Here is a 25087-nt window from a genome sequence, read left to right on the forward strand (position 1 = left end):
GTCAGCAAGCGGATTATGCTCCTCCCCGTGACCAGCACCCAGGCGCCGACCCTCACCCGTGAGCGGATCCTCGACGCTGCCCTCGCGCTCTTCGCTGAGAAGGGGTACGACGCCACCTCGATGCGCGAGATCGCCGAGCAGCTCGGCATGACCAAGGCCGCGCTGTACTACCACTTCGAGGGCAAGGACGCGATCGTGCTCGCCCTGCTCGCCGACATCGAGGAGCAGGTCGAGGAGCTCGTCGCCTGGGCCCGCCAGCAGCCGGTCGACGAGACGCTGCGCCGCGACGTGCTCGAGCGCTGGACCACGATCATGCAGGCGCACGGCATCACCGCGTTCCGCTTCGTGATGGCCAACCGGCACGTGATCCACCAGATCCGCCCGGACCGCAGCGGCATGGTCGCGTGCATGACCGAGCTCTACAGCCTGCTGGCCCCGGAGACCGCGTCGGTCGAGGAGCAGCTGCGGGTGCGCCTGGCGCTGATGACGATCAACATGGCCGGCTTCGTCGGCTCGGGCATCGACGCCCCCGACGAGGAGATCCTCGCCGAGGCTCGGCGCCTCGCGCTCGAGCTCATGCCCTAGAACGTGGCCGGGCGCTTCTCGAGGAAGGCCCGCACGCCCTCGCGACCGTCGGGCTCGGCGGCCCGGGCGCGGATCGAGAGCGACTCGGCCCGCAGCACGCTCTCCGGCGACTCCTCGGCCACCGCGCGCAGCAGCTGCTTGGTGGCGGCCTGCGCGGTCGCGGAACCGGACGCGAGCTGCACCGCGATCGCCTCAGCCGTCGCGGCGAGCTGGTCGTCCTCGACGACCCGGGCAACCAGGCCGGCGGCGTACGCCTCGTCGGCGGTGATCACGTCGTTGAGCAGCGCCAGGCGCAGCGCCCGGTGCAGGCCGAGGCTGTGCACCAGCAGGCTGGTGCCACCGTCGACGCTGAAGCCGATCTTGGTGTAGCCGAGGGTGAACTTCGCGGACCGCGCGGCGAGCACGACGTCCGCCGCCGCTGCCAGGGGGAAGCCGGCGCCGGCGGCCATCCCGTGCACCGCGGAGACGACGATCGCCGGCGAGCGGACCAGCTCGCTGACGGTGCGGTGCAGGTCCTCGGCGAGGTCGTCGACGAAGGCGCTGATGTCCTCCGCGGCACCGAACTTCGCGATGTCGCCGCCGACGGAGAAGAACCGACCTGTCGCGCTGAGCAGGATCACCCGGGCTCCGTCGGTACCGGAGCGCCGGACGGCGTCGCGCAGGGCGGCGACGGAGTCGGGGTGGATGGGATTGCCGCGGTCACCGTCGTCGAGGGTGATCCGGGCGATCCCGTCGGAGAACGCGTAGGAGACGGGCATCAGACGGAGCCTTCCGTTCGGGCGAACCTCTTGTAGAGCGCTTCCTGGGCGATGGTCGCGACCAGCCGGCCGGAGCGGTCGAACACCGACCCGGTGTACAGGCCACGGTTACCGGCGATGGCCCGCGCGGTGTGGTCGGTGAACATCCAGTCCTCGAGCCGGGCCGGGTGGTGGAACCACACCGCGTGATCCAGGCTCGCCGCCGGGATGAAGCCGTCGGTGGAGAAGCTGTGCAGGTCGGCCGAGACGTCGGAGAGGTAGGTCAGCGCTGCTGCGTTGAGCAGCACGTCGTCGCCGATCTCGGTGGTGAACCGCGACCAGAACCGGGCCGGCCAGGCGGTGATCCCGTCCTCCGGCGGGATCCGGACCTCCATCGAGAACATCCGCGGCACCACCCAGGTCAGGCTGTCCTCGGGGGCGGTCACCGCAGGGAGCTCGGGTGCCTGGCGCTCCATGCCGTAGGCCGGGTCGGCGAAGGAGACCGCGGTGGAGAAGATCACCTCGCCGCGCTGGATCGCCACCACGCGGCGGGCCGAGAACGAGTGCCCGTCGCGGTCGCGGTCGACCTTGAACAGCGTCGGCATCGACGCGTCACCGCGGCGCAGGAAGTACCCGTGCAGCGAGTGCGGGTGCCGACCGTTCCCGCCGGCACGATCGGTGACCGTCAGGCCGGCGGCCAGCAGGGCCTGCGCCGCGACCTGCCCGCCGTACAACGGCCAGTCCTCGTCGAAGACGTAGTTCGCCCGGAACGTGTCCTCCTCGACCTTCTCCAGCTGGAGCAGGTCGCGCAGGTCGCCGGGCTGGTCGGACATGGGGCCGGAATCCGGTGGCTAGATGTCGGTGGCGCGGATGCCCGCGTGCGCCTTGTAGCGGCGGTTGATGCTGATCAGGTTCGCGGTGAGGGCCTCGACCTGGTGGGCGTTGCGGATCCGGCCGCCGTAGACGCCCCGCACGCCGGGGATCACGTCGGCGAGCGCCTGGATGGTGTCGGTCGCCTCGCGGTCGTCGCCGAGCACCAGCACGTCGGTGTTCACCTCGGTGATCTCCGGGTCCTCGAGCACGACGGCGCTGACGCTGTGGAAGGCGCCGACCACGGTGCTGTCGGTCAGGATCGCGGCAGCCTGCTGGGTCGCCGAACCCTCCTCGACCGGCAGGGCGTAGGCGCCCTGCTTGTCGAAGCCGAGCGGGTTCACGCAGTCGACGACGATCTTGCCCGCGAGCGCCGGCTTCAGCTCGGTGAGCAGCTCGGCGTGGCCCTCCCAGGGCACCACGACCAGCACGATGTCGCCGTTGGTGGCAGCGGTCAGGTTGTCGGTGCCGGCGACCCCGATGCCGATCTCGGCGGACAGCGCGTCCGCGACCTCCGAGCTGCGCATCGCGTTGCGTCCACCGATGATCACCGCGAAACCGGCCTGCGCGAAGCGGCGGGCCAGGCCACGACCTTGCGGGCCGGTGCCGCCGAGAACGGCGAGGGTCTTACCGGCGATGGACTCAGGCAGGCTGCTCATGGGCAGGACTCTCTCACGCGCTCCGGGCGCCCCTGACCGGGGTCCGGCGGCCGGTCAGCACTACCCTCGAGGAATGACTGCGCGCCGCGTGCTGCCGACCCCGGAGGCGACCGACCTGCTCAAGCTGGTCCGCGACCTGGCGACCAAGGAGCTGCTCCCCCGCGCGGCCACCGCCGAGCGCAACGACGCCTTCGACCGGGAGGCCTTCCGGATGCTCGGACGGGCCGGCATCCTCGGCCTCCCGTACGCCGAGGAGTACGGCGGTGGCGGGCAGCCGTACGAGGTGTACCTGCAGGTGCTCGAGGAGATCGGCGCCGTTTGGGCGAGCGTCGGTGTCGGTGTCTCGGTGCACGCGCTGTCCTGCTTCGGACTCGTGAGCTACGGCACCGAGGAGCAGAAGCAGGAGTGGCTCCCGGACATGCTCGGCGGGGAGCTGCTCGGTGCCTACTGCCTCTCCGAGCCGCACGCCGGCTCGGACCCGGCGGCGATGCGCACCACCGCCCGGCGCGACGGCGACGAGTACGTCCTCAACGGCACCAAGGCCTGGACCACCCACGGCGGCCGTGCCGACTACTACAAGGTGATGGCCCGTACGTCGGACGAGCGGACCGGCATCTCCTGCTTCCTGGTGCCGGCCGACACCCCCGGCCTGAGCGCCGACCCGGCCGAGCACAAGATGGGCCTGACCGGCTCCCCGACCGCGACGATGCTCTTCGAGAACGTCCGGATCCCCGTCGAGCGGCGGCTGGGCAACGAGGGCGACGGGCTCAAGATCGCGCTGGCCGGACTCGACTCCGGCCGCCTCGGCATCGCCGCCGTGGCCACCGGCCTCGCCCAGGGATCGCTGGACCAGGCGGTCGCCTACGCGAAGGAGCGCGAGACCTTCGGCGAGCGCATCATCGACCACCAGGGTCTGGCCTTCATCCTCGCCGACGCCGAGGCCGGCATCCAGGCCGCGCGGGCGATGATGCTGCACGCCGCCCGCCTCAAGGACGCCGGCCTCCCGTTCAGCAAGGAGGCCTCGATCGCCAAGATGGTGGCCACCGACAACGCGATGCGGGTGACCACCGACGCGGTCCAGGTGCTCGGCGGCTACGGCTACACCCGCGACTTCCCGGTCGAGCGCTACATGCGCGAGGCGAAGGTGATGCAGATCTTCGAGGGCACCAACCAGATCCAGCGGATGGTCATCGGCCGCGCCCTGGACAAGGACAACAACGGCTCCATCACTGTCGCTGGTTGAGGTGCGAGCGCCCGCGAGCCCCGAAACCTAGCGGTCCGGGTCGGGCCGCTCGTGCCAGTCGTGCACGGTGGGCGGCTCTGAGTCGCGCATCGCCCCCCAGTTGCCGGCGATCGCGGCGACCGGCGGGATCACGGCCGCCACGATGCTCATGATCACGGCGGCCGGGATCGACCAGAAGCGCACCACGTTCCAGGCCAGCAGGATCAGCGCGATGCAGCTGCCCATCAGCCAGAAGTAGAGGCGACGTCGCGGGGCTCGGCCCATCTCCCGACGGTACCCGCGGGATTTCGACAGGCTCAATCAGCCTGGGCGATCCACTCCACGGTGCGCCGGGCGATCTCCTCGCCGGCGTCCTCCTGCACGAAGTGCCCTCCGGCGACCCGGTCGTGCGGCTGACCGGCCGCACCGGGGACGTGCTCCTGGAGCGGCTTGTCGGCGTTGCCGAGGATCGGGTCGTTGCGACCGAACAGCGTGAGGAACGGCTTCTCCCAGCGACCGAGCGCGGCCCAGGCCTCGCGGTTGGCCGGAGCCGCCGGGTCGTTCGGGCTGATCGGCACCAGCCGCGGGAAGGCGCGAGCGCCGGCCTTGTACTTCGACGACGGGTACGGCGCGTCGTACGCCGCCCGCTCGGCCGGGCTCAACGTGCGCCGGGTCCCCTGCGCGACGATCCGGCCGACCGGCAGCACCGGGGAGTACGTCGCGAACGCCCGCCAGATCTTGAACGCCGTACCGGGGTCGCGGTCGCCGGTCGGCAGGAACCCGTTCGCGACGACGATGCGGTCGAAGCGGTCCGCGTTCTCGGCCGCGAGCCGGAGGCCGAGCAGCGAGCCCCAGTCCTGGCAGATCAGCGTGATCCCGCGCAGGTCGATCGCCTCGAGCCAGGCGGTCATCCAGTCCATGTGCTGCTGGTAGGAGTAGTCGGAGATCTTCGTCGGCTTGTCCGACTTCCCGAACCCGATCAGGTCCGGGGCGACCGCGCGGTACCCGGCCTCGGCGAAGACCGGGATCATCCACCGGTACAGGTAGGACCACGACGGCTCGCCGTGCAGCATCAGCACCGGCTTGCCGTCCCGCGGACCTTCGTCGACGTAGTGCAGCCGCAGGTCGCCGGCGAGGTCGACGTAGTGCGGCGCGAACGGGTAGTCGGGAAGGTCGGCGAAGCGCTCGTCGGGGGTGCGGACGGTCTGCATGGGGTCTCCTACGCGGAAGGGTTGGGCACCACGCACTCGCGCGTGATCGAGGCGAGGTCGGCCGTTCCCGAGAGAGCCATGGTCAGGTCCAGCTCGGCGATCACGTTGGCGACCACCTCCGCGACACCCTGGGCACCGGCGATGGCCAGTCCGTACATGTGCGGCCGGCCGAGGAGCACCGCGTTCGCACCGAGGGCCAGCGCGGTGAAGACGTCGGCGCCGGTGCGGATGCCGCTGTCGAGCAGCACGGTCGGGTCGTCGCCGACCGCCTCCCGGATCGTCACCAGCGCGTCGAGGGAGGCGATCGCGTTGTCGACCTGGCGGCCGCCGTGGTTGGAGACCACGATCGCGTCGACCCCGGAGTCGAAGGCCCGCTTCGCGTCGTGCGGGTGCAGGATCCCCTTGAGCACCACCGGGAGCTGGGTGCGCTCCCGCAGGGTCGCGAGGTGGTCCCAGCTCAGGCCCGGGTTGGAGTAGATGTCGAGGAAGGTCTCGACGGCGGCGCGCGGGACCGGGGAGCGCAGGTTCTCCAGGAACGCCCCGGGGTGGTTGCGGGTCATCGCGAGCAGGGTCTTGATCGCGCCGAGCGTCACCTCGGTCGATTCCTTGGCCGCCCCGGCCGCGGCGGCGATGCGCTCGCGCACGATCTCGGCGAACCGCGGGTCGGAGGTGTACTGCGCGATGCCGAGCCCCTGGCTGAACGGCAGCGAGCCGATGTTCAGGTCCATCGGGCGCCAGCCGAGCAGGGTGGTGTCGAGGGTGACCACCAGGGCGCCGGCACCGATCGCCTCGGCCCGGGCGAGCATGCTGTCGACCAGACCCTCGTCGGTGCTCCAGTAGAGCTGCACCCAGCGCGGGGTCTCGCCCATCTCGGCAGCGGTGTCCTCCATCGCGTTGCAGCCCTGGTTGGAGAACACGTACGGAATCCCGTTGGCGGCGGCACCGCGGGCGATCTTGAGGTCGCTGTCCTCGCCCATCAGCGCGCCCGCTCCCACCGGGGCCAGCAGCACCGGCGCCGGCAGGCGGCTGCCGAGCAGGTCCAGGGACAGGTCGCGGGTGGTGTTGCCGTGCGCCATCCGCGGGACGATCGCCCACCGGTCGAAGGCCGCCCGGTTGTTGCGCATCGTCCGGCCCTCGCCAGCACCGCCGGCGACGTAGGCCCAGGCCCGCGGGGTGCTGACCTCCTTCGCCCGCGCCTCGAGCGTGGCGAAGTCCGCCGGCACCGCGGGAACCCGCCCGAACACGCCGTCGCGGTAGATCTGCTCCTGACGGGTCCGGCCCGGACCGCGGTTGCTCTGCTGCACGGGGACACCCTAGGGGAACCTGTTAATCGGACATTCCGTAACAAATAGCCAGTCGGCTCGTTGACCTGGCATGAGCGCACTTCCTTCTCCCGAGCTCCTCACCTCGGTCCGGTCAGCCGTCTACGCGCGGCTGGCCCAGCACGAAGGAGCGGAGGGTGCCTACGACCGCGAGCTCCTGGTCACCCTCTGCAACGAGGCGATCACCTTCAGCTGGACGCTGAGCAAGCGTCTCCCCGACGGACACGTCGGCCAGCGGGCCCGGTCGGCGGCTGCGCTGATGCTGCTGATGGCCTACCCGGAGATGCGCGCCGGTCTCCGCCACCAGCTGGCCGTCGCCTGCGAGATCATCGCGATGGGCGTGCCCTTCGACTGATCGGCGTCCTAGGATCCGGCCTGTGCGGGCCGACATCACTCCTTCTCCTCCCCTGGCCGAAGGCGTCGGCCTGCCCTGGGACGTGCCGGTCGACGACGCCGTCGCGGTGCTGGCCCGGGCGCGCGCGGCGTACGGCGACACCTTCGTCGTGGAGACCGGGCGTGACCGCTACCTCTTCACGTTCTCCCCGACCGGCGTCGAGTCGTTCTACGCGCTGCCCGAGGAGAAGGCCAGCAAGGGCGTCGCCGACTACCTGATGCTGCGGCGCAAGCTCCCGGACGAGATCTTCGAGGGACGCCGGACGCTCCCCGGCTCGCTGTTCCGCAAGGGCGACGTGGCCACCTACCTCGACAACCTGGGCGAGGCGTTGGACACCACCTCCTCCGAGCTCGGCACGTCCGGGACCGTCGACGTCTTCGGCCTGACCAGGCGGCTCGCCCACCGGATGGGTCTGGCTTCCTGGGCCGGACCGGGTTGTGCGAGCGGCGACGACTTCGAGCGGCTGGTCGCCGCCTTCGACACCCTCGACGGCTCCGATGCCTTCGTGCACCCGGACGCGATGGCCGCCGTGGCGGCGTCGGGCAAGGCCGCCGAGAAGGCTGCCCTCGACGAGATCACCGCGGTCGTCGGCGCGAGCATCGACCGCCCGGGAGCCAGCGACCTGTTCGCGCGCATCGTCGCGGCCTGGGACGGCGACCCGGACCGCGAGCGCGGGATCGCGTGGGACGTGGCGCTGATCCACGTGGCGTCGATGTCGAACCTGGCCGCAGCCCTGGGCTGGGCGCTGGTCGACCTCGTCGAGCACCCCGAGCAGCAGGCCGCCATCCGCGCCGGCGACACCGAGCTGGCCCACCAGTGCACCCTGGAATCCACCCGGCTGGCGCAACGCTCGATCATGGGCCGGACCGTGCTCGAGCCGGTCGACCTCGACGTCGGCGGCACGACGTACCGGGTCGGAGCCGGTGCCACCATCGCGACGCTGCTGCCGCTGACCAACACGTCGGCAGCACCCGGCCTGGACGAGTGGCGGCCCGAGCGGTGGAACCGCAGCCGGCTCGCCGACCCCAGCGCCTTGGCCTCGGTGACGTTGGTGACCGCCTTCGGGCACGGCAAGCACACCTGCCCTGCACAGCCCTTCTCGGTCTCCGCGATGTCGATGGCGGTGACCCACCTGCTGGGCGAGTACGACGTCGACGCCCTGTGGCCGACGTACCCGGTGCCGGTCCCGGCGCAGATCGGCGGGGTGGCGCGGTCGGACGGCGACTGCGTGATGAGGTACCGGCGCCGCGCCTGATACACCGACGCGCGGTCCGCCTAGACCGGTCGCGCTGCGCCGCCGCAGGTGAAGACAGGACCCCCGCCTTCGGTCTAGGTTCCCCCCATGAGGTTGCACAAGGACGCCAAGGCCGAGCTCATCCGCTCGCTCCCGCTCTTCGGCGACTGCACGCCGACGGAGGTCGCCGAGGTGGCGGCGATCGCGGACGAGATCGACCTGAGCGCCGGGCGCAAGCTGACCACCCAGGACGCCGACGGCCAGGAGTTCGTCGTGATCGTCGACGGCGAGGCCGACGTGATCAAGGGCGACGAGGTCATCAACACCCTCGGCGCCGGCGACTTCTTCGGCGAGATCGCCCTGCTCACCGGTGGGCCGCGCACCGCGACCGTGACAGCCCGGACCAGCGTGCACGCCCTGGTCATCGAGGGCCACGCGTTCCGACGCCTGCTCGAGGACGCTCCCGACATCCGGGAGAAGGTCGAGCGCGCCCTGGCCGACCGCAGCCAGTAAAAGTTCACCGGCTCGCGCGTCATCGATCGCGCGGACGTTCGTCACTTGGATGAAGGCCGGCTCGTACGGCGCCGGTCTTCGTCCCGCCGTTGTGTCCCCCAGAGCAGGGCGGCGGGGTTGGGACCGGAGGCTTTAACGCCCCCAAAGTGTGCGCCGAAGGTCCGAAGCGCCCCGTGGCCGACCCCTGTCGGCCCCGGGGCGCTTCACTGTCGGAGCAACCTCAGTGCTGGGTGTTCAGAGCACCTTCGTGCCGTACATCTCCCCCAGCGGGTCGGCGATCAGCTCGAGCCGGGCGCCGTTGGGGTCGCGGAAGTAGATGGAGGTGCCGCTCTCGCTCTGGTACTCCACACCGGCGTCCTCGAGACGCTTCTTGAGCACCTCCCACTTCTCCGGCTCGACGGAGATGGCCACGTGGTGCAGACCGCCGAGAACCTCGGCGTACGGGCCCACGTCGAGGCCGGGGAAGTCGAAGAACGCGATCAGGTTGTCGTTGCCGATGTCGAAGAAGAAGTGGTTCGACCCGGTGTAGTCGCGGTTCTCGAAGATGTCGGTCAGCGGGAAGCCGAGCAGCCCTGAGTAGAACTGCACGGTCTCCTCGACGTCGCGGGCAACGATCGCGAAGTGGTGCAGCCCGCGCGCCGTCGACGCCGGTCGGGCGTCGCCCTCGAGCAGGTACTGGTCCCGGATCCGCTCCCGCTCGGCGTTGATGGCGTCGAGCTCGGCTCCTGTTGGCTCAGGCATCGAAGGGGCCTCCGTCCCAGTTCTCCCGGCGGGCGAGGTCGGCCACCTCGACCCGGCGCAGCTTGGTCAGCTGCTTCACAGGCTTGCCCATCGGCACCACGCACGCAACGGCGTACGGGTCCGGCACGCCGAGCAGCTCCTTGACCGCCGGCTCCTCGGCGACCGCCATCGTGGTGATGGTCCCGCCGAAGCCCTCGTTGCGCGCGGCCAGCAGGATGTTCCACACCAGCGGGTAGACCGAGGCTCCGCTGATCACGCCGACCCGGTCGAGGTCCTGGTCGACGGACGCGACCAGCCGGAGGTCGACGCAGACGACGAGAACGACCGCTGCGTTGCGCAACGGCTCGGTGAAGTGCGGCAGGACGTCGGTCGCGGCGATCTGCTCGGCCGGAACCGCGGTCGGAGTCACCGAGTTCCACGGCCCCTCACCCGCCACGACCTGGGCGGTGTAGCGCCGGGCGCCCGTCGCGGTCAGCTCGACGAGCCGTTCGCGGGTCTCCCGATCACGCACGACGAGGATCTGCGCGCCCTGACGATTGCCGCCACTCGGGGCAAACCGGGCGTTCTCGAGGATCCTCGCGAGCACCTCGTCCGGGAGCGGATCGGCGGTGAATTCGCGCACCGCGGCGGTCGTCCGCATCACCTCGTAGAGCTCCACCGGATCCTCCGTTCGTCGCGGTTGTCCAACCTAACGGTCGAACCCGCCTAGACCAGTTGGGCTACAGAACACTGCCTGTCTCGCCAATGAGCCGCCCCCGGAAGCAGACTGCACGGACAACTGCGGAATAAGGGGTTTCAACCATGGGGGCACATCGTAGGTCGACCGGATTCCGTCGGGTCGGCAGCATCATCTCGGCACTCGCGCTGGCTGGGGCCGGCATCGCGTTCCTCGGGGCACCCGCGCAGGCCGCGTCGCCGTGCCCGATCCCGGGGAACTTCGAGATCGACGGCGACATGACGCAGGCGACGTGCACGCCCGCCGGCGACGACTGGAACACCCCGGGCATCGCCGTCCAGTCGACCAACCAGGGCGGCACCTACAAGACCGCCGGCAAGGACGACGCCGACCCCTCGGGCTGGCAGTCCTCCGGGTCGACCCCCGACAAGACCAACTTCGAGCAGGCCTACGCCACCAGCCGGGTGGTCGGCGGCCACTTCTACGTCTTCGTCGCCTGGGAGCGCACGGACACCTCGGGCACCCAGGGCTACGCCATCGAGATCGACAACTCCGGCGCGAACGTCGGCGGTGACGGCACCCCCCAGCCGAACCGCAGCAACGGCGGCGCCGTCTTCTACATCTCGTCGGTCGGCTCCGGATCCCCCACCTTCGACAGCGCCTGCTCGTTCACCTCGCAGTCGAACTACGGCACGACGTGCACCAGCTCGAACGCCAGCATCACCACGGCCATCAACACCGCCTCGATCAGCGACCCGCTGCGCGGCACCACCCAGGTAGCCGGCAGCTTCTTCGAGACCGCGCTCGACATCACCGCGCTGACCGGTATCGAGCCGAGCTGTCCGGGTGCCTCTGCGGCCAGCGTCTACCTGCGCTCGATCACCGGCCAGACGCACAACGGCAACCTCAAGGGCTACATGGCACCGCTGAGCGTCGCCCCCGACTCCACCTGCGTCGCGCCCCCGATCAGCACCACCGCGAGCGGCAACGGGAACCTGAACGCCCCGGGCTCCTCCCAGAGCGACTCGGTCACTGTCGGAACCGGTCAGGCCCCGGGCGTCGGTTCGGTCGACTTCTTCCTGTGCTCGCCCTCGACGGTGACCACCAACGGCGGCGACTGCTCGACCGGCGGCACCAAGGTCGGCGCCACCAAGCCCCTGGACGGCAGCGGACAAGCCACCTCGGACAACGCCTCCGGAGCTGCGACCACAGCGGTCGGTACCTATTGTTGGCGCGCGGAATTCACCCCGAGCGCGAACGATCACAACTACCTGCCGGGCTCGCACACCAACAAGACCACCGAGTGCTTCACGATCTCCCACGCGACGCCGAAGATCTCCACCCAGATCGCCGTCACCGGGGACCACTCCCCCGGCCTGGGCTTCACCACCCTGGGTGACACCGCGCAGCTGACCGACTTCGTGCCGGGCACCGTGACCGGCGAGAACGTGAGCTTCAAGCTCTACGGCCCCTACGTGACCATCCCGGCCACCTGCACCAACGACACCCCGGTCTTCACCACCACCGGCGCCCTGAACGCCTCCGGTGCGGCGACGACCTCGGGCACCTACGACCCGACCGCGGCCGGGAAGTACGTCTGGGTGGCCTCGTACGCCGGCAACAGCTTCAACGACCCGGTCTCGGGCGCCTGTGACGACGCCAACGAGTCCGTCAACGTCGTCGGCGCCCAGGTGGACGTGGCCAAGTCGGCCAACCCGCCGGGCCCGGTGAGCGCCGGGGAGAAGATCGGCTTCGACCTCACCGTGACCAACGACGGCGCGGTCCCGGCCAAGGGCGTGCACGTGCACGACACCCTGCCGGTCGGGGCGGACGGCGTCGCGAACGGCGACCTGAACTGGGCCCTGGACCCGGCCTACACCGACTGCGCGATCAGCGGAGCGGTCGGCAGCCAGGTGCTCGACTGCGACTTCACGCAGGTCGACGGCCCGGGCTCGCTCCCGGTGATCCACATCAGCGCCACCACCTCGCCGGCCGACTGCGGCACGGTGAAGAACAAGGCCACGATCACGACCACCAACGGAACCGGCACCGACAGCGATGTCGCGACGGTGACCGTGCTGTGCCCGCACCTGGCGATCTCGAAGACGGCTGACGACGCCACCGTGAACGTCGGATCGCAGATCGGGTTCACCGTGACCGCGACCAACGACGGCCAGGGCACCGCCAGCGGCGTGCTCGTCAACGACCCGCTGCCCGCCGGCAGCGGGATCAACTGGACGATCGCGACCTCGACCGGTCCGCTGACCTGCTCCATCGACGGGAACCCCCCGACCGAGACGCTCAAGTGCACCGGCAGCCTCAACGCCGCGGCCTCCGAGACCGTGCACGTGGTGAGCGGCACGTCGTGGGACGCCGACCACAACTCCTGCGGCACCTACAGCAACACGGCCACGGTGAGCGCTGACAACGTCAACAACGCCCCGAACGCGACCGCGTCGACCGACGTGCTGTGTCCGGACCTGGACCTCGCGAAGAAGGCTGACGCCGACAACGTGAACGCCGGGACCGACATCGGGTTCACGATCACCGCCCACAACACCGGGGACGGCGCTGCCACCGGCGCAGTGATCAACGACCCGCTGCCGGCGGGCGTGACCTGGACGATCGACGACGCCAACACCTCGGGACCGCTGGACTGCGGCATCGACAACAACACGCTGACCTGCACCGGCACGCTCGCCGCCGGCGCCACGCAGATCGTGCACATCACCGCTCCGACGTCGTTCCTGCAGTGCGGCACCTACGACAACACCGCCACGCTGACCGCGTCGAACACCCCGCAGGCCCCTGAGGGCGAGGACACCACGCACGTGCTCTGCGCCGACGTGGTGGTCCAGAAGGCCGCCGACGACAGCTCGGTCGACGTCGGTGACGACATCGGGTTCTCGGTGACGATCTCCAACAACGGCTCCGGCCAGGCGCTGGGTGTCGACGTGGAGGACCCGCTGCCGGGCGGTCAGGGCGTGCACTGGTCGATCGACGGGTCCACCGGCCCGCTGAACTGCGCCATCACCGGTGCCCCGGACCAGACCCTGAGCTGCACCGGCGACCTGGACGCCACCGGCCAGGCCGGTGACACCCAGACGGTGCACATCACCAGCAGCACGGTGTTCAACGCCGACCTCAACTCGTGCGGCACCTACGACAACACCGCGACCCTGACCTGGAACAACGGTCCGGACGCGACGATCTCCTCGAACGAGGCGACCACCCAGGTGCTCTGCCCGAACCTGACGTTCACCAAGACGGCGGACGCCGACTCGGTGAGCGCCGGCGACCCGATCGGCTTCTCGATCGAGGTGGCGAACAGCGGCAACGGCACCGCCAAGGGCGTCGAGATCCACGACCCGCTGCCCGCCCCGACCGGATCCGACGTCACCTGGGGTGACGTGGTGGTCACCGGCGACGGTGCAAACGTGCTGTGCTCCATCAACGGGGCCCAGGGCGCCCAGACGCTCGACTGCACGCTGGGCGACGTCGGCATCGAGTTCGACGCGGTCATCCACGTGTCCGCGCAGACGACGCCGCAGAGCTGCGCCGCCTACGACAACACGGCCACGCTGACCACGACGAACGCGCCCGGCAAGGAGTCCTCGGCCTCGACCGCGGTGCTCTGCCCGGACCCGGCGCTGACCAAGGTCGCCGACGCCGACACCGTCACCGCCGGTGACCAGATCGGGTTCACCGTCACCGCCTCCAACGGCGACGACGAGGGCACCGGCACGGCGAAGGGCGTCGAGATCGACGACCCGCTGCCGGGCGGCGACGGCATCAGCTGGGGCATCGACACGGCTCCGGACAACTGCGCGATCACCGACGGTGACTCCGGTCAGACGCTGCACTGCGACGCGGTGGACCTGGGCCCGGGTGACAGCGAGGTGATCCACGTCGTCAGCGACACCACGAACGACAGCTGCGCGACGTACGACAACACCGCCACGCTGACCGCCACCAACGCCGACGACCTGACGGCCAGCGCGAGCGTCGAGGTCAACGGCTGCGTGATCGTGACGCCGCCGACGCCGACCCCGAGCCCGCTGCCGCCGACGGGAACCTCGGTGACCCCGGCCATGCTGCTGCTCGACCTCGGGCTGCTCACCCTGGGTGGCCTGCTGGTGCTGTACGGCCGGCGTCGGAGCCCGTTCCGCGGGATGCACGCGGCCTGAGCCGCGGGCGCCTCAGCGCTGCACCGGGATCGTCGTCGGCTTCGGCGGCGCGATCCCGGTGCTCGGCGCGAACGTGAACGTCAGCTCCTGCGCGTCCACCGGGACGGCCTGGGGAAGCGAAAGGGTCGGTGTGGCCTGCTCCTGCAGGTCGTAGTGCACCGAACCGAGTGACCGGGTTCCGTCGGAGATCGTCATCACCCCGGCACAGCCGTTGGCCCCCGCTCCACAGCTGACCTGGACGCCCGTCCTGCCGGACACGTCCGCCGACAGCACCGTGCTGGTCACCTGGAGGACGGACGGGTAGCTGTTCCCGGTCGGCTGGTCGTCACCGTTGGGGTCGAAGCAGCCGTCGAACTCGAAGACGGGGTTGTTGACCGTGCGGCCCTGGGTGTCGTTGATGGTCTGGAAGCCGACCAGCTTGCTCGGACCGCCAGCGGTGTAGCAGTCGTTGGAGTGCACCGTCAGCTCGAACTTGCCGTAGCCCTCGGGAGGCATCGGCACGTTCGGGTCCTGCCAGCCGACCAGGCAGATCCAGTCGGAGCCCGGACCCTTGTCGGGCATGCCGGGTCCGCCCTTCTCGCACATCGCCTTGGCCTGCAGCGACGCCGGCGTGATGCCGGTGTGCCCGAGCAGCGCTGCCTGCTGGACGTACTGGTTCGCGAACGTGGCCGGCAGGGACCGCTCGAGGCGCGCCCGGGTGATCGAGGTGCCGCCGCCCACAGCACTGGCGATCGCCGCAGCGCAGCCGATCGCAGCCAGGGCCAGAACGAGGGTGATGATGATGCGTCGCATGTCAGCCTCCCGTGATGTCGCGACGACGGACGAGGACGAACGAGACGGCCAGGCAGACGACCGACCAGACGGCCGAGACCACGAGTCCGTCAACGAGAGGTCCGGTGAACCGTGGCGCGGCCAGCAATCCGTGCCAGGCCTCGTACGGCGTGCTCAGCAGCACGGCCCGCAGGCCGGCGATGCTGCCGAGCGAGCCGACCAGCTGCATCAGCATGCCGAGCACGGCCGGGGCCGCGATGCCGGCCGCCGTGCTGCGCGTGGCCACCGAGATCAGGATGGCGAGGCAGGTGAAGCCGAGTGTGGGCAGCAGGGTGCTGGCCCAGCTCTCCGCGACCAGACGCAGTGCCTCGTGGTTGCTCATCAGCTGGCCGGAGACCCCGGTCAGCTGGTCGCTGCCGCCCAGGAGCACCGAGGCGGCGATGGTCGAGGCGGACAGCACCGCGACCATCACCGTGGCGAAGCCGAAGGCGGTCATGACCTTGGCCCAGAAGATCGTCGTCCGGCTGGCCGAGCGGGTCAGCACCGTCTTCCAGGTGCCGTGCTGGTCCTCGCTGGCGAAGATGTCCCCCGCCACGATCGAGGTGAGCAGCGGGAGCGCCCATTGCCCGGCGAAGCCGAGGATCAGCAGCGAGAGCGAGTACCCCGAGGTCGTGGCGTAGCGCCCGAAGAGAGTGTCCTTGGGCGCCTGGGCCTGGGCGTTGATCGCGGCGACCACCGGGATCGGCCCGAGCAGGGCACCGAGCAGCACCAGCTTGGCCCGCAGCTGGGAGCTCAGCTTGCGCAGCTCCCAGACGAGCACGGCGCCCAGCCCGGCGGTCCGGCCGGACCCCGGGGCCGGGCCGGCAGTGATGATCCGCTTCTCGGCGGCGGACAGGTTCGTCATCGAGTCACCCCCTTCAGCAGGTGACGGTGCTCGGCGTCCGCGTGCTCGGCATCGTCGGTGAGCATGAAGAACAGCGCCTCCAAGGGCGTCTCGGTCGGGGTGAACGCGCGCAGCCGGATACCGTTGCGGACCAGGTCCGCGACGTACGCCGCCACGGCGTCCTCCTGGCCGGCCACCCGCAGCGCATCCTCGGTTCGCGTGACGGTGACGCCCGGGTTCTGCTCGGACAGCCCGAGCGCCCTGTCGTCCGCGGAGGTGCGCAGCAGGTGGCCGGGGTCCGGGGCCATCGCACGCAGGTCGGTGATCGAGCCGTGGAAGGAGACGCTGCCCCTGCTCATGATGGTGACGTTGTCGCAGATCTCCTCGACCTCGTCCATGTGGTGGGAGGAGAGCAGCACCGTCAGTCCACTGTCGGCCAGCTGCTTCACCAGCGCCCGCATGTCGCGGATACCGGCCGGGTCCAGGCCGTTGGCCGGCTCGTCGAGCACGAGGAGGCTGGGGCGGCGCAGCAGCGACGCTGCCACGCCGAGGCGCTGCTTCATGCCGTAGGAGTAGCCGCCGACCTTGCGGTCGGCGCGGTCTGAGAGGTCGACGACGTCCAGCACCTCCTCGACCAGACCCTTGGGCGCGCCGCCATCGAGGCGGGCCATGCCCACCAAGTTCTGCCGTCCGGTCAGGTAGGGGTAGACCGCGGGCTCTCGATGAATCCGGCCACCCCGTCGAGGACCGAGACCCCGGAGTCCTTCCAGGTCCGGCCGAAGATCTGGATCTCCCCCTCTTCGGGCTGGATCAGCCCGAAGAGCATCCGCAGCAGGGTCGTCTTGCCCGCGCCGTTGGGGCCGAGGACTCCGTAGACCTCGCCGGGAGCGACCTGGAGGGAGACGTCGACGACGGCCCGCACCGCGCCGAACGACTTCGAGACGCCCTGGGCGTCGACTGCCAGTGCTGAGTTCATGCCAGGAACGTACGAAGGTCCACCTGAACCTGCGATGAACGCGGCAGGTGAACGGCAAGGCCCGGGCGGACTGATCCGCCCGGGCCCCGCGTGCCTCCGTCAGGAGGCCGGCGGCGGGCCTCCGTGCTCGCCCGGGCCGCCCGGGCCGCCCGGGCCGCCGAAGCCGCCTCCGCCGATGACCTTGGCGTCGAAGGCCTTCAGCACCGAGGCCTCGTCGGCGTCGGTCAGCGTGCCGGCCTTGACCGCGGCGTCGAGCTTGGTCTTCAGCTGCGCCCGCTCGTCCGCCCGGGCCTCGGTCTGCGCGACCGCGAGGGCTGCCTTGACCTTGGCCTCGGACACGTCGAGCTTCGCCGCCAGCGCCTTGATGAAGGCGGCCTGGTGCGCAGCCCGCTCGGCCGCGGTCGGCGGCGTGGGCTTGGTGCCGTCGGCCGGCTTGGTCGGCTTCTGGTCCTCGCGCACGGCGTCGAGCGCGGCCTTGACCTTGCTCTCGCTCAGGCCCAGCTGCTTGGCCAGCGTGGCGGCCAGCTGCCCGCCGTCACGCGGGCCGGGCTGCTGCTGGGTCGTGGACGTGGTGGCTGTGTCGGTGGCGGTGCCGGTGTCGGCGTTCGCCATCGCCACGCCGCCGACCGCGAGCCCCATGCCCGCGATGGCCCCGGCTACGCCGGTGCGCACGATCGTCGATCGGTCCATCTCGTTTCCTCCTGGTGTCGTGTTGCTTGCCCGACCCACGGTGGAGGCGTTGCCTGTCCCGTTCCTGTGCGCGCGGACAGGGAGTCCTGGGACCCGAAAAGTTCCCGATCGCACCGGTGTGAACCAAAGTGCCACCATCTACGTGTACTGGTGTGGAGGTGGACACCGAGCCATGGCCGACGACCCGACCGCGCTGATGCAGCAGCTGCACGACGAGCACGCAGCCGCGCTGTGGGGTTTCTGCCTGCACCTGACCGGGGACCGGCTGCGCGCCGAGGACCTCGCCCAGGAGACGCTGCTGCGCGCCTGGCAGCACCCTGAGGTGCTGGACCAGTCACGACGCTCGGCGCGCTCCTGGCTGTTCACCGTGGCGCGGAACCTGACGATCGACGAGTGGCGCAGCAAGCGCTTCCAGAACGAGCGCAGCACCGACGACGTGCCGGAGCCGCGGGAGACGGTCGACGAGACCGACACCCTGCTCCAGGCCTGGGTGGTCGCCGAGGCCGTGACCCAGCTGTCCGAGGAGCACCGCGCGGTGCTGCTCGAGTGCTACTACCGGGGGCGATCGGTCGCGGAGGCGGCCACCCGGCTCGGCGTACCGCCGGGCACGGTGAAGAGCCGCACCCATTACGCGCTGCGCGCCCTGCGCCTGGCGCTGGAGGAAATGGGGGTCGGCCGATGAGCTGCGGATTCGAGCACGACGACGGCGCCTACGTCCTGGGGGCGCTCTCGCCCGAGGACCGGGCCGCGTTCGAGAGGCACCTGGAGGACTGCGACTCCTGCACCCGCTCGGTGCGCGAGCTGGCCGGGCTCCCCGGGCTGCTGGCCCGCGTGCCGGTGGAGACCCTCGACGCGGACCACCAGCCGGAGCCGGTGCCTGCCACCTTGCTGCCCGGCCTGCTCTTCCGGGTGCGCCGCGCCCGGCGTCGGCGCACCTGGGCGACGGTCGGCCTGGTCGCCGCCGCAGCCACTGCTGCCGGCGTGGTCGCCGGTGTCACCGTCGACCACTCCTCGAACGACACGGGCTCCAGCGTCGTGGCGACCTCCCAGGCGCAGCGGTTCACGCCGGTGGGCACGGTGCCGATCTCGGGCTGGGTCTCGCTCACCAGGGTCGGTTGGGGCACCCGGCTGAACCTGACCTGCTCGTATGCCTCGGCCGACGCGTACGGCGCCACCCGGCCGGTGAGCTACTCGATGTTCGTCACCCGCACCGACGGCACCACCGAGCAGGTCGCCTCCTGGAAGGCGCAGCCCGGGAAGACGCTGAAGATCGAGGCAGCGACCGCCGCTGCGCCCGGCGACATCGCCAGCGTGTCCGTGCGGACCGCCGGCGGCCGCGCCGTGCTGCGGCTCGTCAACGACTGAGCGCGGCCCTGGTCCTCAGCGCTTGAAGGCGTCGAGGAACCGGTCGCGGAAGGTGTCCATCCGCCACACCGCTGCGTCCGGGGTGGGCTGCAGCTGCGGCTGCCAGTTCCAGCCCGCGATCCGCTGGATGACCTTCGGGTCCTGCGCGATCACGCTGATCGGCACGTCGTGCCCGGGGTGCGGGCCGCTGACGTAGCCGTGCGGCTGGTGGTCCCCGAGCGCGATCACCACCAGGTTCGGATCCGGGTAGGTGGTCAGGAACCCGGTCAGCGCCTGCCAGGTGTACTCGATCGACTTCCCGTACATCGTCTGCACCCGAGCCGGATCGGAGAAGACCTGCGCCAGCGTCGGGCGCTGCGGCATCGCGTCGTACCCCGAGCCGTTGCCGACCTGGCTCCACGGGATCATCGTCGGAAGCGGCGTCCACGGGTGGTGGCTGGAGACCAGGTCGATCTCGGCGAACACCGGCTTGCGGTGCCCATGGTCCAACCCGGGAGCCAGCTGGAGCTTGCGGAACGTCGAGAGCGTGTACTGGTCGGGGATCGGCGCGTAGCCGAACTTCGGGCCGCGGTAGCCGACGTTGCGCGAGTCGTAGTACTGCTGGAACTTGTAGTAGTCCTGGCCCTGGGTCCAGTCCTGGGTGTCGGCCGGCACGTCGAAGACGGTGTGCCAGCCGGCCGCGCCGAACAGGCTGGTCAGGGTGACCCGGTCCGCACCGAGCAGCTGGCGGTAGCGGCGCTGGCTGTTCACCCACAGCCCGGACTCGAAGCTCGAGTGCGCCAGCCAGGACCCGGCGCCGAACGTCGGGGAGGTCAGGAACGAGCTGCGGATCGTGTAGCCGGCCTGGTTCAGCTGGTGGGTCCCGGTGGCCAGCACCTGGTTGATGCCCTTCGAGTACGACGTTCCCTGGACCGCCACCCGGCCGTAGGACTCGACGAAGACGACGAGCACGTCCTTGCCGGCCAGCCCGGCGACCAGGCTCTTCGGGTCGGCCTTCGCCTGACTCGCGTAGGCATCGACCGCGATCTGCTGGTTGAAGGCCCGCGTGTCGGCCACGTCGAACCTCAGCTGGTGCACCTCGTCGGCGGTGAGGCGGCTGGCGCCCGCGGCGGCCAGCGGCATCCCGGTGGCGGCGCCGAGCAGGCCCACGGTCGCCAGCACGCCGACGGCCGGGTTCACGAAGCGGCGCTGGCGCCGGGCAGCCGCGACCACCCGGACGGCACAGAGCGGAACCAGGACCAGCACGGCGACCGCGGCGAACACCGCCAGCCCCGCGACCACCCGGGCCAGGCCCATCCCGATCGAGTCACCGAGCACGCCGACACCCGGCCCGAGGTAGGACCAGTCGCCGACGAGGTCGAAGTCGCGCTCGAAGACGGTCTGGAAGGACGCGTTGAGGATCGTGACCAGCACCAGCACACCGAGCAGGAGGCCGAGGACGGCGGTCAGGGCGATCCGCAGGCGACGTACCGGGATGAGCGCGAGGGGCACGATGACCAGGAGCTCGAGCGGCGCCCGGAACGGGTGGGAGGCGGCCGCGGCCGCCCAGAGCGCGCCGAAGGCCAGGATCGTCGGGTACGGGAGCACCAGCGGTCCTCGGGGCGCCCGCCAGCGGTCGACCCCCTCGTGCACGAAGGACTCCCCCAGCAGCACCGCCACGACCACCACCGCGACCTCCGCGACCAGGTGCGGCAGGGGCAGCGCGACGACCGCGGCCAGGGTGATCCCGGTGGTCGCGGCGACCGTGCGGCACCACGGGCGCGGTCCCGCAGGGGGCGTGCGCAGCGCCGGCACGGCCGCGAACAGGGCACCGAACAGGTAGCGGGAAAGCCCCAGGGCCACGACCCACAGCCCGAGGTCGCCCGCGGCGATCGAGCTCAGCACCAGGATCAGCAGCGCGTCGGCCTCGGGGTCCAGGCGGGAGCCCAGGCGGGTGACGGTCCCGGTCGCGCGGGCGAGCCGGCCGTCGACGAAGTCGCTCAGCAGGGCGAGTCCGGCCAGAACGCCCAGCAGCGGGCGCGGGGCGTCGAGCACAGCAGCAACGGCCAGAGCGCCCGCGAGCAGGAACCGGAAGGCGGTGACCAGGTTCGCCCCGGTCAGGGAATCCTGCGTCCGATGAACCTGGTGCACCGTGCCTCCGTATCTAGGGGTGACACCCATCAATACGGTCCACGCACCAGGGAGGTTCAGCGATGCAGGAGCGGGCGTTCTGGGTCAGCCCCGGCCGCGGCGAGATCCGCACGGTCGACGTCGCCGAGCCCGGACCCGGCCAGGTCCGGGTGCGCTCGCTGCATTCCGGCGTCAGCCGCGGCACCGAGACCCTCGTCTTCCGCGGCGCCGTTCCGGTCGACCAGCACGAGCGGATGCGGGCTCCGCACCAGGACGGCGAGTTCCCCGGCCCGGTCAAGTACGGGTACCTGAACGTCGGCGTCGTCGAGGCGGGCGAGCCCGCGCTGGTCGGCCGCACGGTCTTCTGCCTGCACCCCCACCAGACGGCGTACGTCGTCGCGGCGTCCGAGGTGACGCCCGTCCCCGAGCAGGTCCCGGCCACACGAGCGGTGCTGGCCGGGACCGTCGAGACCGCGTTGAACGCCCTCTGGGACGCCGGCCCGCGGCTCGGCGACCGGATCGCGGTCGTCGGTGCCGGCATGGTCGGCTGCAGCGTCGCCCGGCTGGCCGCCGGCATCCCGGGCGCCGAGGTGGTGCTCGCCGACGTCGACCCGACCCGGGCCGAGGTGGCCGCGGCTCTCGGCGTCGCGTTCGCGCACCCCGACGACGTCCCCGGCGACCGCGACCTGGTCCTGCACGCCACCGCGACCGCGGCCGGGCTGCAGCGCTCCCTGGAGCTGCTCGGTCCGGACGGCGAGGTCGTGGACCTCTCCTGGTACGGCGACGAGCCGGTCACCCTCGAGCTGGGTGGAGCGTTCCACTCCGGGCGGCTGCGGGTCCGGGCCAGCCAGGTCGGCGAGGTCGCCCTGGCCCGCCGGCACCGCCGGACGCGGGCCCAACGGCTCGCCCTGGCCCTCGAGCTGCTGCGCGACGACGCCTTCGACGCGCTGCTCTCCGGCGCCTCCGACTTCGACGACCTGCCCGACGTGATGGCCGACCTCGCGTCCGGCCGCCCCGCTCTCTGCCACACGATCACCTACCCGGGAGGTCCCCGCTGATGTCCGCTTCCCTGTTCTCCGTGACCGTCCGCGACCACGTGATGATCGCGCACAGCTTCACCGGCGAGGTCTTCGGACCGGCGCAGCGCCTGCACGGTGCGACCTACGTCGTCGACGCCACCTTCCGCGGGCCCGACCTCGGCCCGGACGGGATCCTGCTCGACATCGGGCTCGCCGCCAGCGAGCTCAAGGACGTGCTGGCCGCGGTCAACTACCGCAACCTCGACGACGAGGACGAGTTCAAGGGCACCAACACCTCCACCGAGGCCGTCGCCCGCTGGGTCGCGGACCGGCTCGCGGACCGGTTGGGCGACGACCCGCTGCTCACCGGCCTCCAGGTCACGCTGCACGAGTCGCACGTCGCGTGGGCGGCGTACGAGAGGCCGTTGTGAGCGTCGCGCTCCTCGTCCCCCGCGGGCTCGACACCCGGGCCACCGGCGGCAACGTCTACGACCGGCACCTGCGTGCCGGGCTGGTCGCGCGCGGCTGGACGGTCGCGACCCACGAGCTCGACCCCGGCGACCCGGTTCCGGTGGACGGCCTGCTGCTGGTCGACAGCTTGGTCGCGTCCTGGGCGGCCGGCACGCTGCTCGGCTCCGGTGCCCGTGCCGTCCCGCTGGTCCACATGCTCTTCGGTACGCCGGGAGAGCGCGAGCTGCTCGCGGCGGCGCCGGCCGTCGTCACGACCAGCGCCTGGACCCGGAGCCAGGTGCTCGCCCACCGGTCGGTGGACCCGCGCCGCGTCGTGGTCGCGGTACCCGGCACCGACCGTGCCCGGCTGGGATCGCCGAGCGCGACCGGGGGGAACCTGCTCTGCGTCGGCACCCTGACCCCGTCCAAGGGCCAGCACGTGCTGCTCGAGGCACTCGCCCGGTGCGGCACCGGGGGCTGGACCTGCACGCTGGTCGGCGCGACCGACGTCGACCCGGACTACGTCGACGAGCTGCACAAGGCGGCGGCCGACGCCGGGATCACCGACCGGGTCACCTTTACCGGCGCCCTGGACCGCCGCGAGCTCGAGGACGCCTACCGGGCTGCCGACGCGGTCGTGCTGCCGACGCTGGCCGAGTCCTACGGGATGGTCGTCACCGAGTCACTCGCCCACGGCGTCCCGGTGATCGCGAGCGCGGTGGGCGGCGTACCGGAGGCGCTCGGCGAGGTCGCCGGCGCGCACCCGGGGATGCTCGTCCGTCCGGATGACCCGGACGCCCTCGCGACCGCGCTCGACCGGTGGCTGAACGACGCCGTGCTGCGGACCTGGCTGCGCCGGACCGCGTGGCAGCGGATCGCGACGCTGCCGCGCTGGGAGGCGACTGCCGCTGCCGTGGCCCGGGCCCTGGAGGGCGCAGGATGAGCCAGGTCCTCGACGTCCGGGCCCCCGCCGCCACCCGGTCCCTCCAGACGACGCTCCAGTTCACCGCGGGCGCGATGGTGCTCGCGGTGCTGGCGCTGCGGTTCGGGATCTCTCCGTTCCTCGACGGGCTGCGCGCTGCCGGACCGTGGTCGGTCGGCGTCGCCCTGGTCGTCACCGCGGGGACGACCTACTGCTGCGCCCTGCGGTGGACCCTGGTCACCCAGCGCCTCGGCGGCGAGCTCTCCCTGCGCACGGCGTACGCCACGTACTACCGCTCCCAGCTGCTCAACGTGACCCTGCCGGGCGGGGTCGTCGGCGACGTCTACCGCGGTGTCCGCCACGGCTGGAAGGCCGTGATCTGGGAGCGCGGGATCGGTCAGGTCACCCAGCTCGGCCTCATCGGGGCCCTGCTGCTGCCCGGCGACTGGCGGTGGGTCGGACTGGCTGCCGTGGTCGTGCTGGTCGCGGCCGGCGGCCCGATCACCGTGCTGTCGGCGCTGAGCACGACGGGGCACCTGCTGGTCTTCCTCGCCGCAGCCGCCGCCGTCGGGGTGCACCTGTCGCCCACCTCGCTGGTCGTGGTCGGCGCCCTGGTCCTGCTCGGCGCCTCGATCCCGCTGAACTTCGCCGGCTGGGGTCCGCGCGAGGGCATGGCTGCCTGGGCGTTCACGGCTTTCGGCTCGACGGCGGAGACCGGACTGACCGTGGCGGTCGCCTACGGCGTGATCAGCACGCTGGCCACACTCCCCGGCCTCGCCCTGCTCGGGAGGCGCGATGACTGAGCTGAGAACGACCGGGCCCCGCCCCTACACGCTGCTGTCCTGCGGCATCTCCCTGGACGGCTACCTCGACGACGCGTCCGAGCAGCGGCTGCTGCTGTCCAACGACGCCGACTTCGACCGGGTCGACGCGGTGCGCGCGGGCAGCGATGCGATCCTGGTCGGCGCGGCGACCGTGCGCAACGACGACCCGCGCCTCCAGGTCCGCTCGGCCGACCGGGTCAGGACCCGCCTCGAGCAGGGTCTGCCGGCGCAGCCGGCCAAGGTCACGGTCACCAACCGCGCGAAGCTCGACCCCGAGGCGAGGTTCTTCGCCGGGACGGCCCCGAAGCTGGTCTACTGCGCCAGCGACACCACGGACATGGCCGCCGGCGAGCTCGGCGACCGCGCCGAGGTCGTCGACGCTGGTCGCCCCGTCGAGCTGGCCTGGGTCACCGCGGACCTGCACCGCCGCGGCGTGCGCCGGCTGATGGTCGAGGGCGGCGGCGAGGTGCTCACCCAGCTGCTCACCCAGGGGCTCGCCGACGAGCTTCACCTGGTGGTCGCGCCGATCTTCGTCGGCGACCGGGAGGCAACCCGGTTCGTCGGCCCGGGCCCGTTCCCGTTCTCGGGCGGGAACCGGGCCGGGCTGGTCGAGACCCGGCAGATCGGGGACGTGGTGCTGCTGCGCTACGCGCTCTCGGAGCGGTTCTCGAAGACGGCTTGGCGCTAACCGAGTTCGTTCGGTCCGAGGAAGGCGTCAGCGGCCTGG

At 71.3% G+C, this 25087-nt stretch carries 27 protein-coding genes; 13 read left to right on the forward strand and 14 right to left on the reverse strand.

The features are described from left to right. Positions 1-27: 27 nt before the first annotated feature. Positions 28-585, forward strand: a complete 558-nt coding sequence (locus EFL95_RS14610; protein WP_183407169.1) for a TetR/AcrR family transcriptional regulator — start codon at positions 28-30, stop codon at positions 583-585. On the opposite strand, the gene EFL95_RS14615 is transcribed toward EFL95_RS14610, so the two are convergent. The 3 genes from EFL95_RS14615 to npdG are packed head-to-tail and all read right to left on the reverse strand — an operon-like array spanning position 582 to position 2851. Continuing rightward, positions 582-1343, reverse strand: a complete 762-nt coding sequence (locus tag EFL95_RS14615; protein ID WP_221176393.1) for an enoyl-CoA hydratase/isomerase family protein — start codon at positions 1341-1343, stop codon at positions 582-584. The genes EFL95_RS14610 and EFL95_RS14615 overlap by 4 nt on opposite strands. After that, positions 1343-2155 (reverse strand): acyl-CoA thioesterase, encoded by an 813-nt coding sequence (locus tag EFL95_RS14620; protein ID WP_123234640.1) that lies wholly within the window; start codon positions 2153-2155, stop codon positions 1343-1345. The genes EFL95_RS14615 and EFL95_RS14620 overlap by 1 nt, the downstream gene beginning before the upstream one ends. Before the next feature lie 18 nt (positions 2156-2173). Beyond that, positions 2174-2851: an NADPH-dependent F420 reductase gene (npdG, locus tag EFL95_RS14625; protein WP_123234641.1), complete on the reverse strand. Its 678-nt coding sequence runs from the start codon at positions 2849-2851 to the stop codon at positions 2174-2176. A 73-nt stretch (positions 2852-2924) separates the two neighbouring features. Here npdG and EFL95_RS14630 point away from each other — a divergent pair, with 73 nt between their 5' ends. Continuing rightward, positions 2925-4094 (forward strand): acyl-CoA dehydrogenase family protein, encoded by a 1170-nt coding sequence (locus EFL95_RS14630; RefSeq protein ID WP_123234642.1) that lies wholly within the window; start codon positions 2925-2927, stop codon positions 4092-4094. 27 nt (positions 4095-4121) lie between these two features. Here the strand turns inward: EFL95_RS14630 and EFL95_RS14635 are convergent, their stop codons facing one another. The 3 genes from EFL95_RS14635 to EFL95_RS14645 are packed head-to-tail and all read right to left on the reverse strand — an operon-like array spanning position 4122 to position 6588. Continuing rightward, positions 4122-4358, reverse strand: a complete 237-nt coding sequence (locus tag EFL95_RS14635) for a DUF3099 domain-containing protein (protein ID WP_123234643.1) — start codon at positions 4356-4358, stop codon at positions 4122-4124. Between the two features lie 32 nt (positions 4359-4390). Next, on the reverse strand, positions 4391-5284 hold the full coding sequence (locus EFL95_RS14640; protein ID WP_123234644.1) for a haloalkane dehalogenase: 894 nt from the start codon (positions 5282-5284) through the stop codon (positions 4391-4393). A gap of 8 nt (positions 5285-5292) precedes the next feature. Next, a complete protein-coding gene (locus EFL95_RS14645) occupies positions 5293-6588 on the reverse strand; it encodes an alpha-hydroxy-acid oxidizing protein (RefSeq protein ID WP_246004957.1) in 1296 nt (431 codons plus the stop codon). 70 nt (positions 6589-6658) lie between these two features. On the opposite strand from EFL95_RS14645, the gene EFL95_RS14650 reads away from it, so the two are divergent. From EFL95_RS14650 to EFL95_RS14660, 3 genes are all read left to right on the forward strand, one after another. Then, on the forward strand, positions 6659-6961 hold the full coding sequence (locus tag EFL95_RS14650) for a hypothetical protein (RefSeq protein ID WP_123234645.1): 303 nt from the start codon (positions 6659-6661) through the stop codon (positions 6959-6961). A 22-nt stretch (positions 6962-6983) separates the two neighbouring features. Then, on the forward strand, positions 6984-8255 hold the full coding sequence (locus EFL95_RS14655; RefSeq protein WP_123234646.1) for a cytochrome P450: 1272 nt from the start codon (positions 6984-6986) through the stop codon (positions 8253-8255). An 87-nt stretch (positions 8256-8342) separates the two neighbouring features. Then, positions 8343-8747, forward strand: coding sequence for a cyclic nucleotide-binding domain-containing protein (locus EFL95_RS14660; protein WP_123234647.1), 405 nt, complete (start codon positions 8343-8345; stop codon positions 8745-8747). Between the two features lie 234 nt (positions 8748-8981). Here the strand turns inward: EFL95_RS14660 and EFL95_RS14665 are convergent, their stop codons facing one another. Together EFL95_RS14665 and EFL95_RS14670 are read right to left on the reverse strand one after the other, a co-directional pair. After that, entirely contained in the window at positions 8982-9488 is a 507-nt protein-coding gene (locus EFL95_RS14665; protein WP_123234648.1) for a VOC family protein, read from the reverse strand. Next, entirely contained in the window at positions 9481-10146 is a 666-nt protein-coding gene (locus EFL95_RS14670; RefSeq protein WP_123234649.1) for a nitroreductase family protein, read from the reverse strand. The genes EFL95_RS14665 and EFL95_RS14670 overlap by 8 nt, the downstream gene beginning before the upstream one ends. A gap of 143 nt (positions 10147-10289) precedes the next feature. On the opposite strand from EFL95_RS14670, the gene EFL95_RS14675 reads away from it, so the two are divergent. Next, positions 10290-14351: a DUF11 domain-containing protein gene (locus EFL95_RS14675; RefSeq protein WP_123234650.1), complete on the forward strand. Its 4062-nt coding sequence runs from the start codon at positions 10290-10292 to the stop codon at positions 14349-14351. Positions 14352-14363: 12 nt separating this feature from the next. Here EFL95_RS14675 and EFL95_RS19575 read toward each other — a convergent pair whose 3' ends face one another. The 5 genes from EFL95_RS19575 to EFL95_RS14695 form a co-directional block, all read right to left on the reverse strand. Further along, positions 14364-15143, reverse strand: coding sequence for a hypothetical protein (locus EFL95_RS19575; RefSeq protein WP_183407170.1), 780 nt, complete (start codon positions 15141-15143; stop codon positions 14364-14366). Between the two features lies 1 nt (position 15144). Next, positions 15145-16026: an ABC transporter permease gene (locus EFL95_RS14685; RefSeq protein WP_123234651.1), complete on the reverse strand. Its 882-nt coding sequence runs from the start codon at positions 16024-16026 to the stop codon at positions 15145-15147. Next, a complete protein-coding gene (locus EFL95_RS14690) occupies positions 16023-16676 on the reverse strand; it encodes an AAA family ATPase (protein ID WP_281272217.1) in 654 nt (217 codons plus the stop codon). Before EFL95_RS14690 ends, EFL95_RS14685 begins: the two co-directional genes overlap by 4 nt. 23 nt (positions 16677-16699) lie before the next feature. Beyond that, complete coding sequence (locus EFL95_RS19750; protein WP_221176395.1) at positions 16700-16981, reverse strand: ATP-binding cassette domain-containing protein; 282 nt, start codon at positions 16979-16981, stop codon at positions 16700-16702. Positions 16982-17080: 99 nt separating this feature from the next. Then, complete coding sequence (locus EFL95_RS14695) at positions 17081-17671, reverse strand: hypothetical protein (RefSeq protein ID WP_123234652.1); 591 nt, start codon at positions 17669-17671, stop codon at positions 17081-17083. Positions 17672-17843: 172 nt separating this feature from the next. Here EFL95_RS14695 and EFL95_RS14700 point away from each other — a divergent pair, with 172 nt between their 5' ends. Both EFL95_RS14700 and EFL95_RS14705 read left to right on the forward strand, forming a co-directional pair. Continuing rightward, positions 17844-18353, forward strand: coding sequence for a sigma-70 family RNA polymerase sigma factor (locus EFL95_RS14700; RefSeq protein WP_123234653.1), 510 nt, complete (start codon positions 17844-17846; stop codon positions 18351-18353). Beyond that, complete coding sequence (locus EFL95_RS14705) at positions 18350-19036, forward strand: anti-sigma factor family protein (protein ID WP_123234654.1); 687 nt, start codon at positions 18350-18352, stop codon at positions 19034-19036. Before EFL95_RS14700 ends, EFL95_RS14705 begins: the two co-directional genes overlap by 4 nt. Positions 19037-19051: 15 nt before the next feature. Here the strand turns inward: EFL95_RS14705 and EFL95_RS14710 are convergent, their stop codons facing one another. Continuing rightward, entirely contained in the window at positions 19052-21166 is a 2115-nt protein-coding gene (locus EFL95_RS14710; RefSeq protein WP_246004958.1) for a CDP-alcohol phosphatidyltransferase family protein, read from the reverse strand. A gap of 62 nt (positions 21167-21228) precedes the next feature. Between EFL95_RS14710 and EFL95_RS14715 the strand changes: the two genes are divergently transcribed. Genes EFL95_RS14715 through EFL95_RS14735 form a run of 5 tightly spaced genes read left to right on the forward strand, consistent with a single transcriptional unit; the run spans position 21229 to position 25048 of the window. Continuing rightward, entirely contained in the window at positions 21229-22203 is a 975-nt protein-coding gene (locus EFL95_RS14715; protein ID WP_123234656.1) for a zinc-dependent alcohol dehydrogenase, read from the forward strand. Further along, positions 22203-22595 (forward strand): 6-pyruvoyl trahydropterin synthase family protein, encoded by a 393-nt coding sequence (locus EFL95_RS14720; RefSeq protein ID WP_221176396.1) that lies wholly within the window; start codon positions 22203-22205, stop codon positions 22593-22595. The genes EFL95_RS14715 and EFL95_RS14720 overlap by 1 nt, the downstream gene beginning before the upstream one ends. Further along, a complete protein-coding gene (locus EFL95_RS14725; RefSeq protein ID WP_123234657.1) occupies positions 22592-23557 on the forward strand; it encodes a glycosyltransferase family 4 protein in 966 nt (321 codons plus the stop codon). Before EFL95_RS14720 ends, EFL95_RS14725 begins: the two co-directional genes overlap by 4 nt. Beyond that, complete coding sequence (locus EFL95_RS14730) at positions 23554-24339, forward strand: lysylphosphatidylglycerol synthase domain-containing protein (RefSeq protein ID WP_123234658.1); 786 nt, start codon at positions 23554-23556, stop codon at positions 24337-24339. Before EFL95_RS14725 ends, EFL95_RS14730 begins: the two co-directional genes overlap by 4 nt. Then, positions 24332-25048, forward strand: coding sequence for a RibD family protein (locus EFL95_RS14735; RefSeq protein ID WP_123234659.1), 717 nt, complete (start codon positions 24332-24334; stop codon positions 25046-25048). The genes EFL95_RS14730 and EFL95_RS14735 overlap by 8 nt, the downstream gene beginning before the upstream one ends. Positions 25049-25087 lie beyond the last annotated feature (39 nt).

The organism is Nocardioides marmorisolisilvae (assembly GCF_003725775.1).
Classification (GTDB): domain Bacteria; phylum Actinomycetota; class Actinomycetes; order Propionibacteriales; family Nocardioidaceae; genus Marmoricola; species Marmoricola marmorisolisilvae.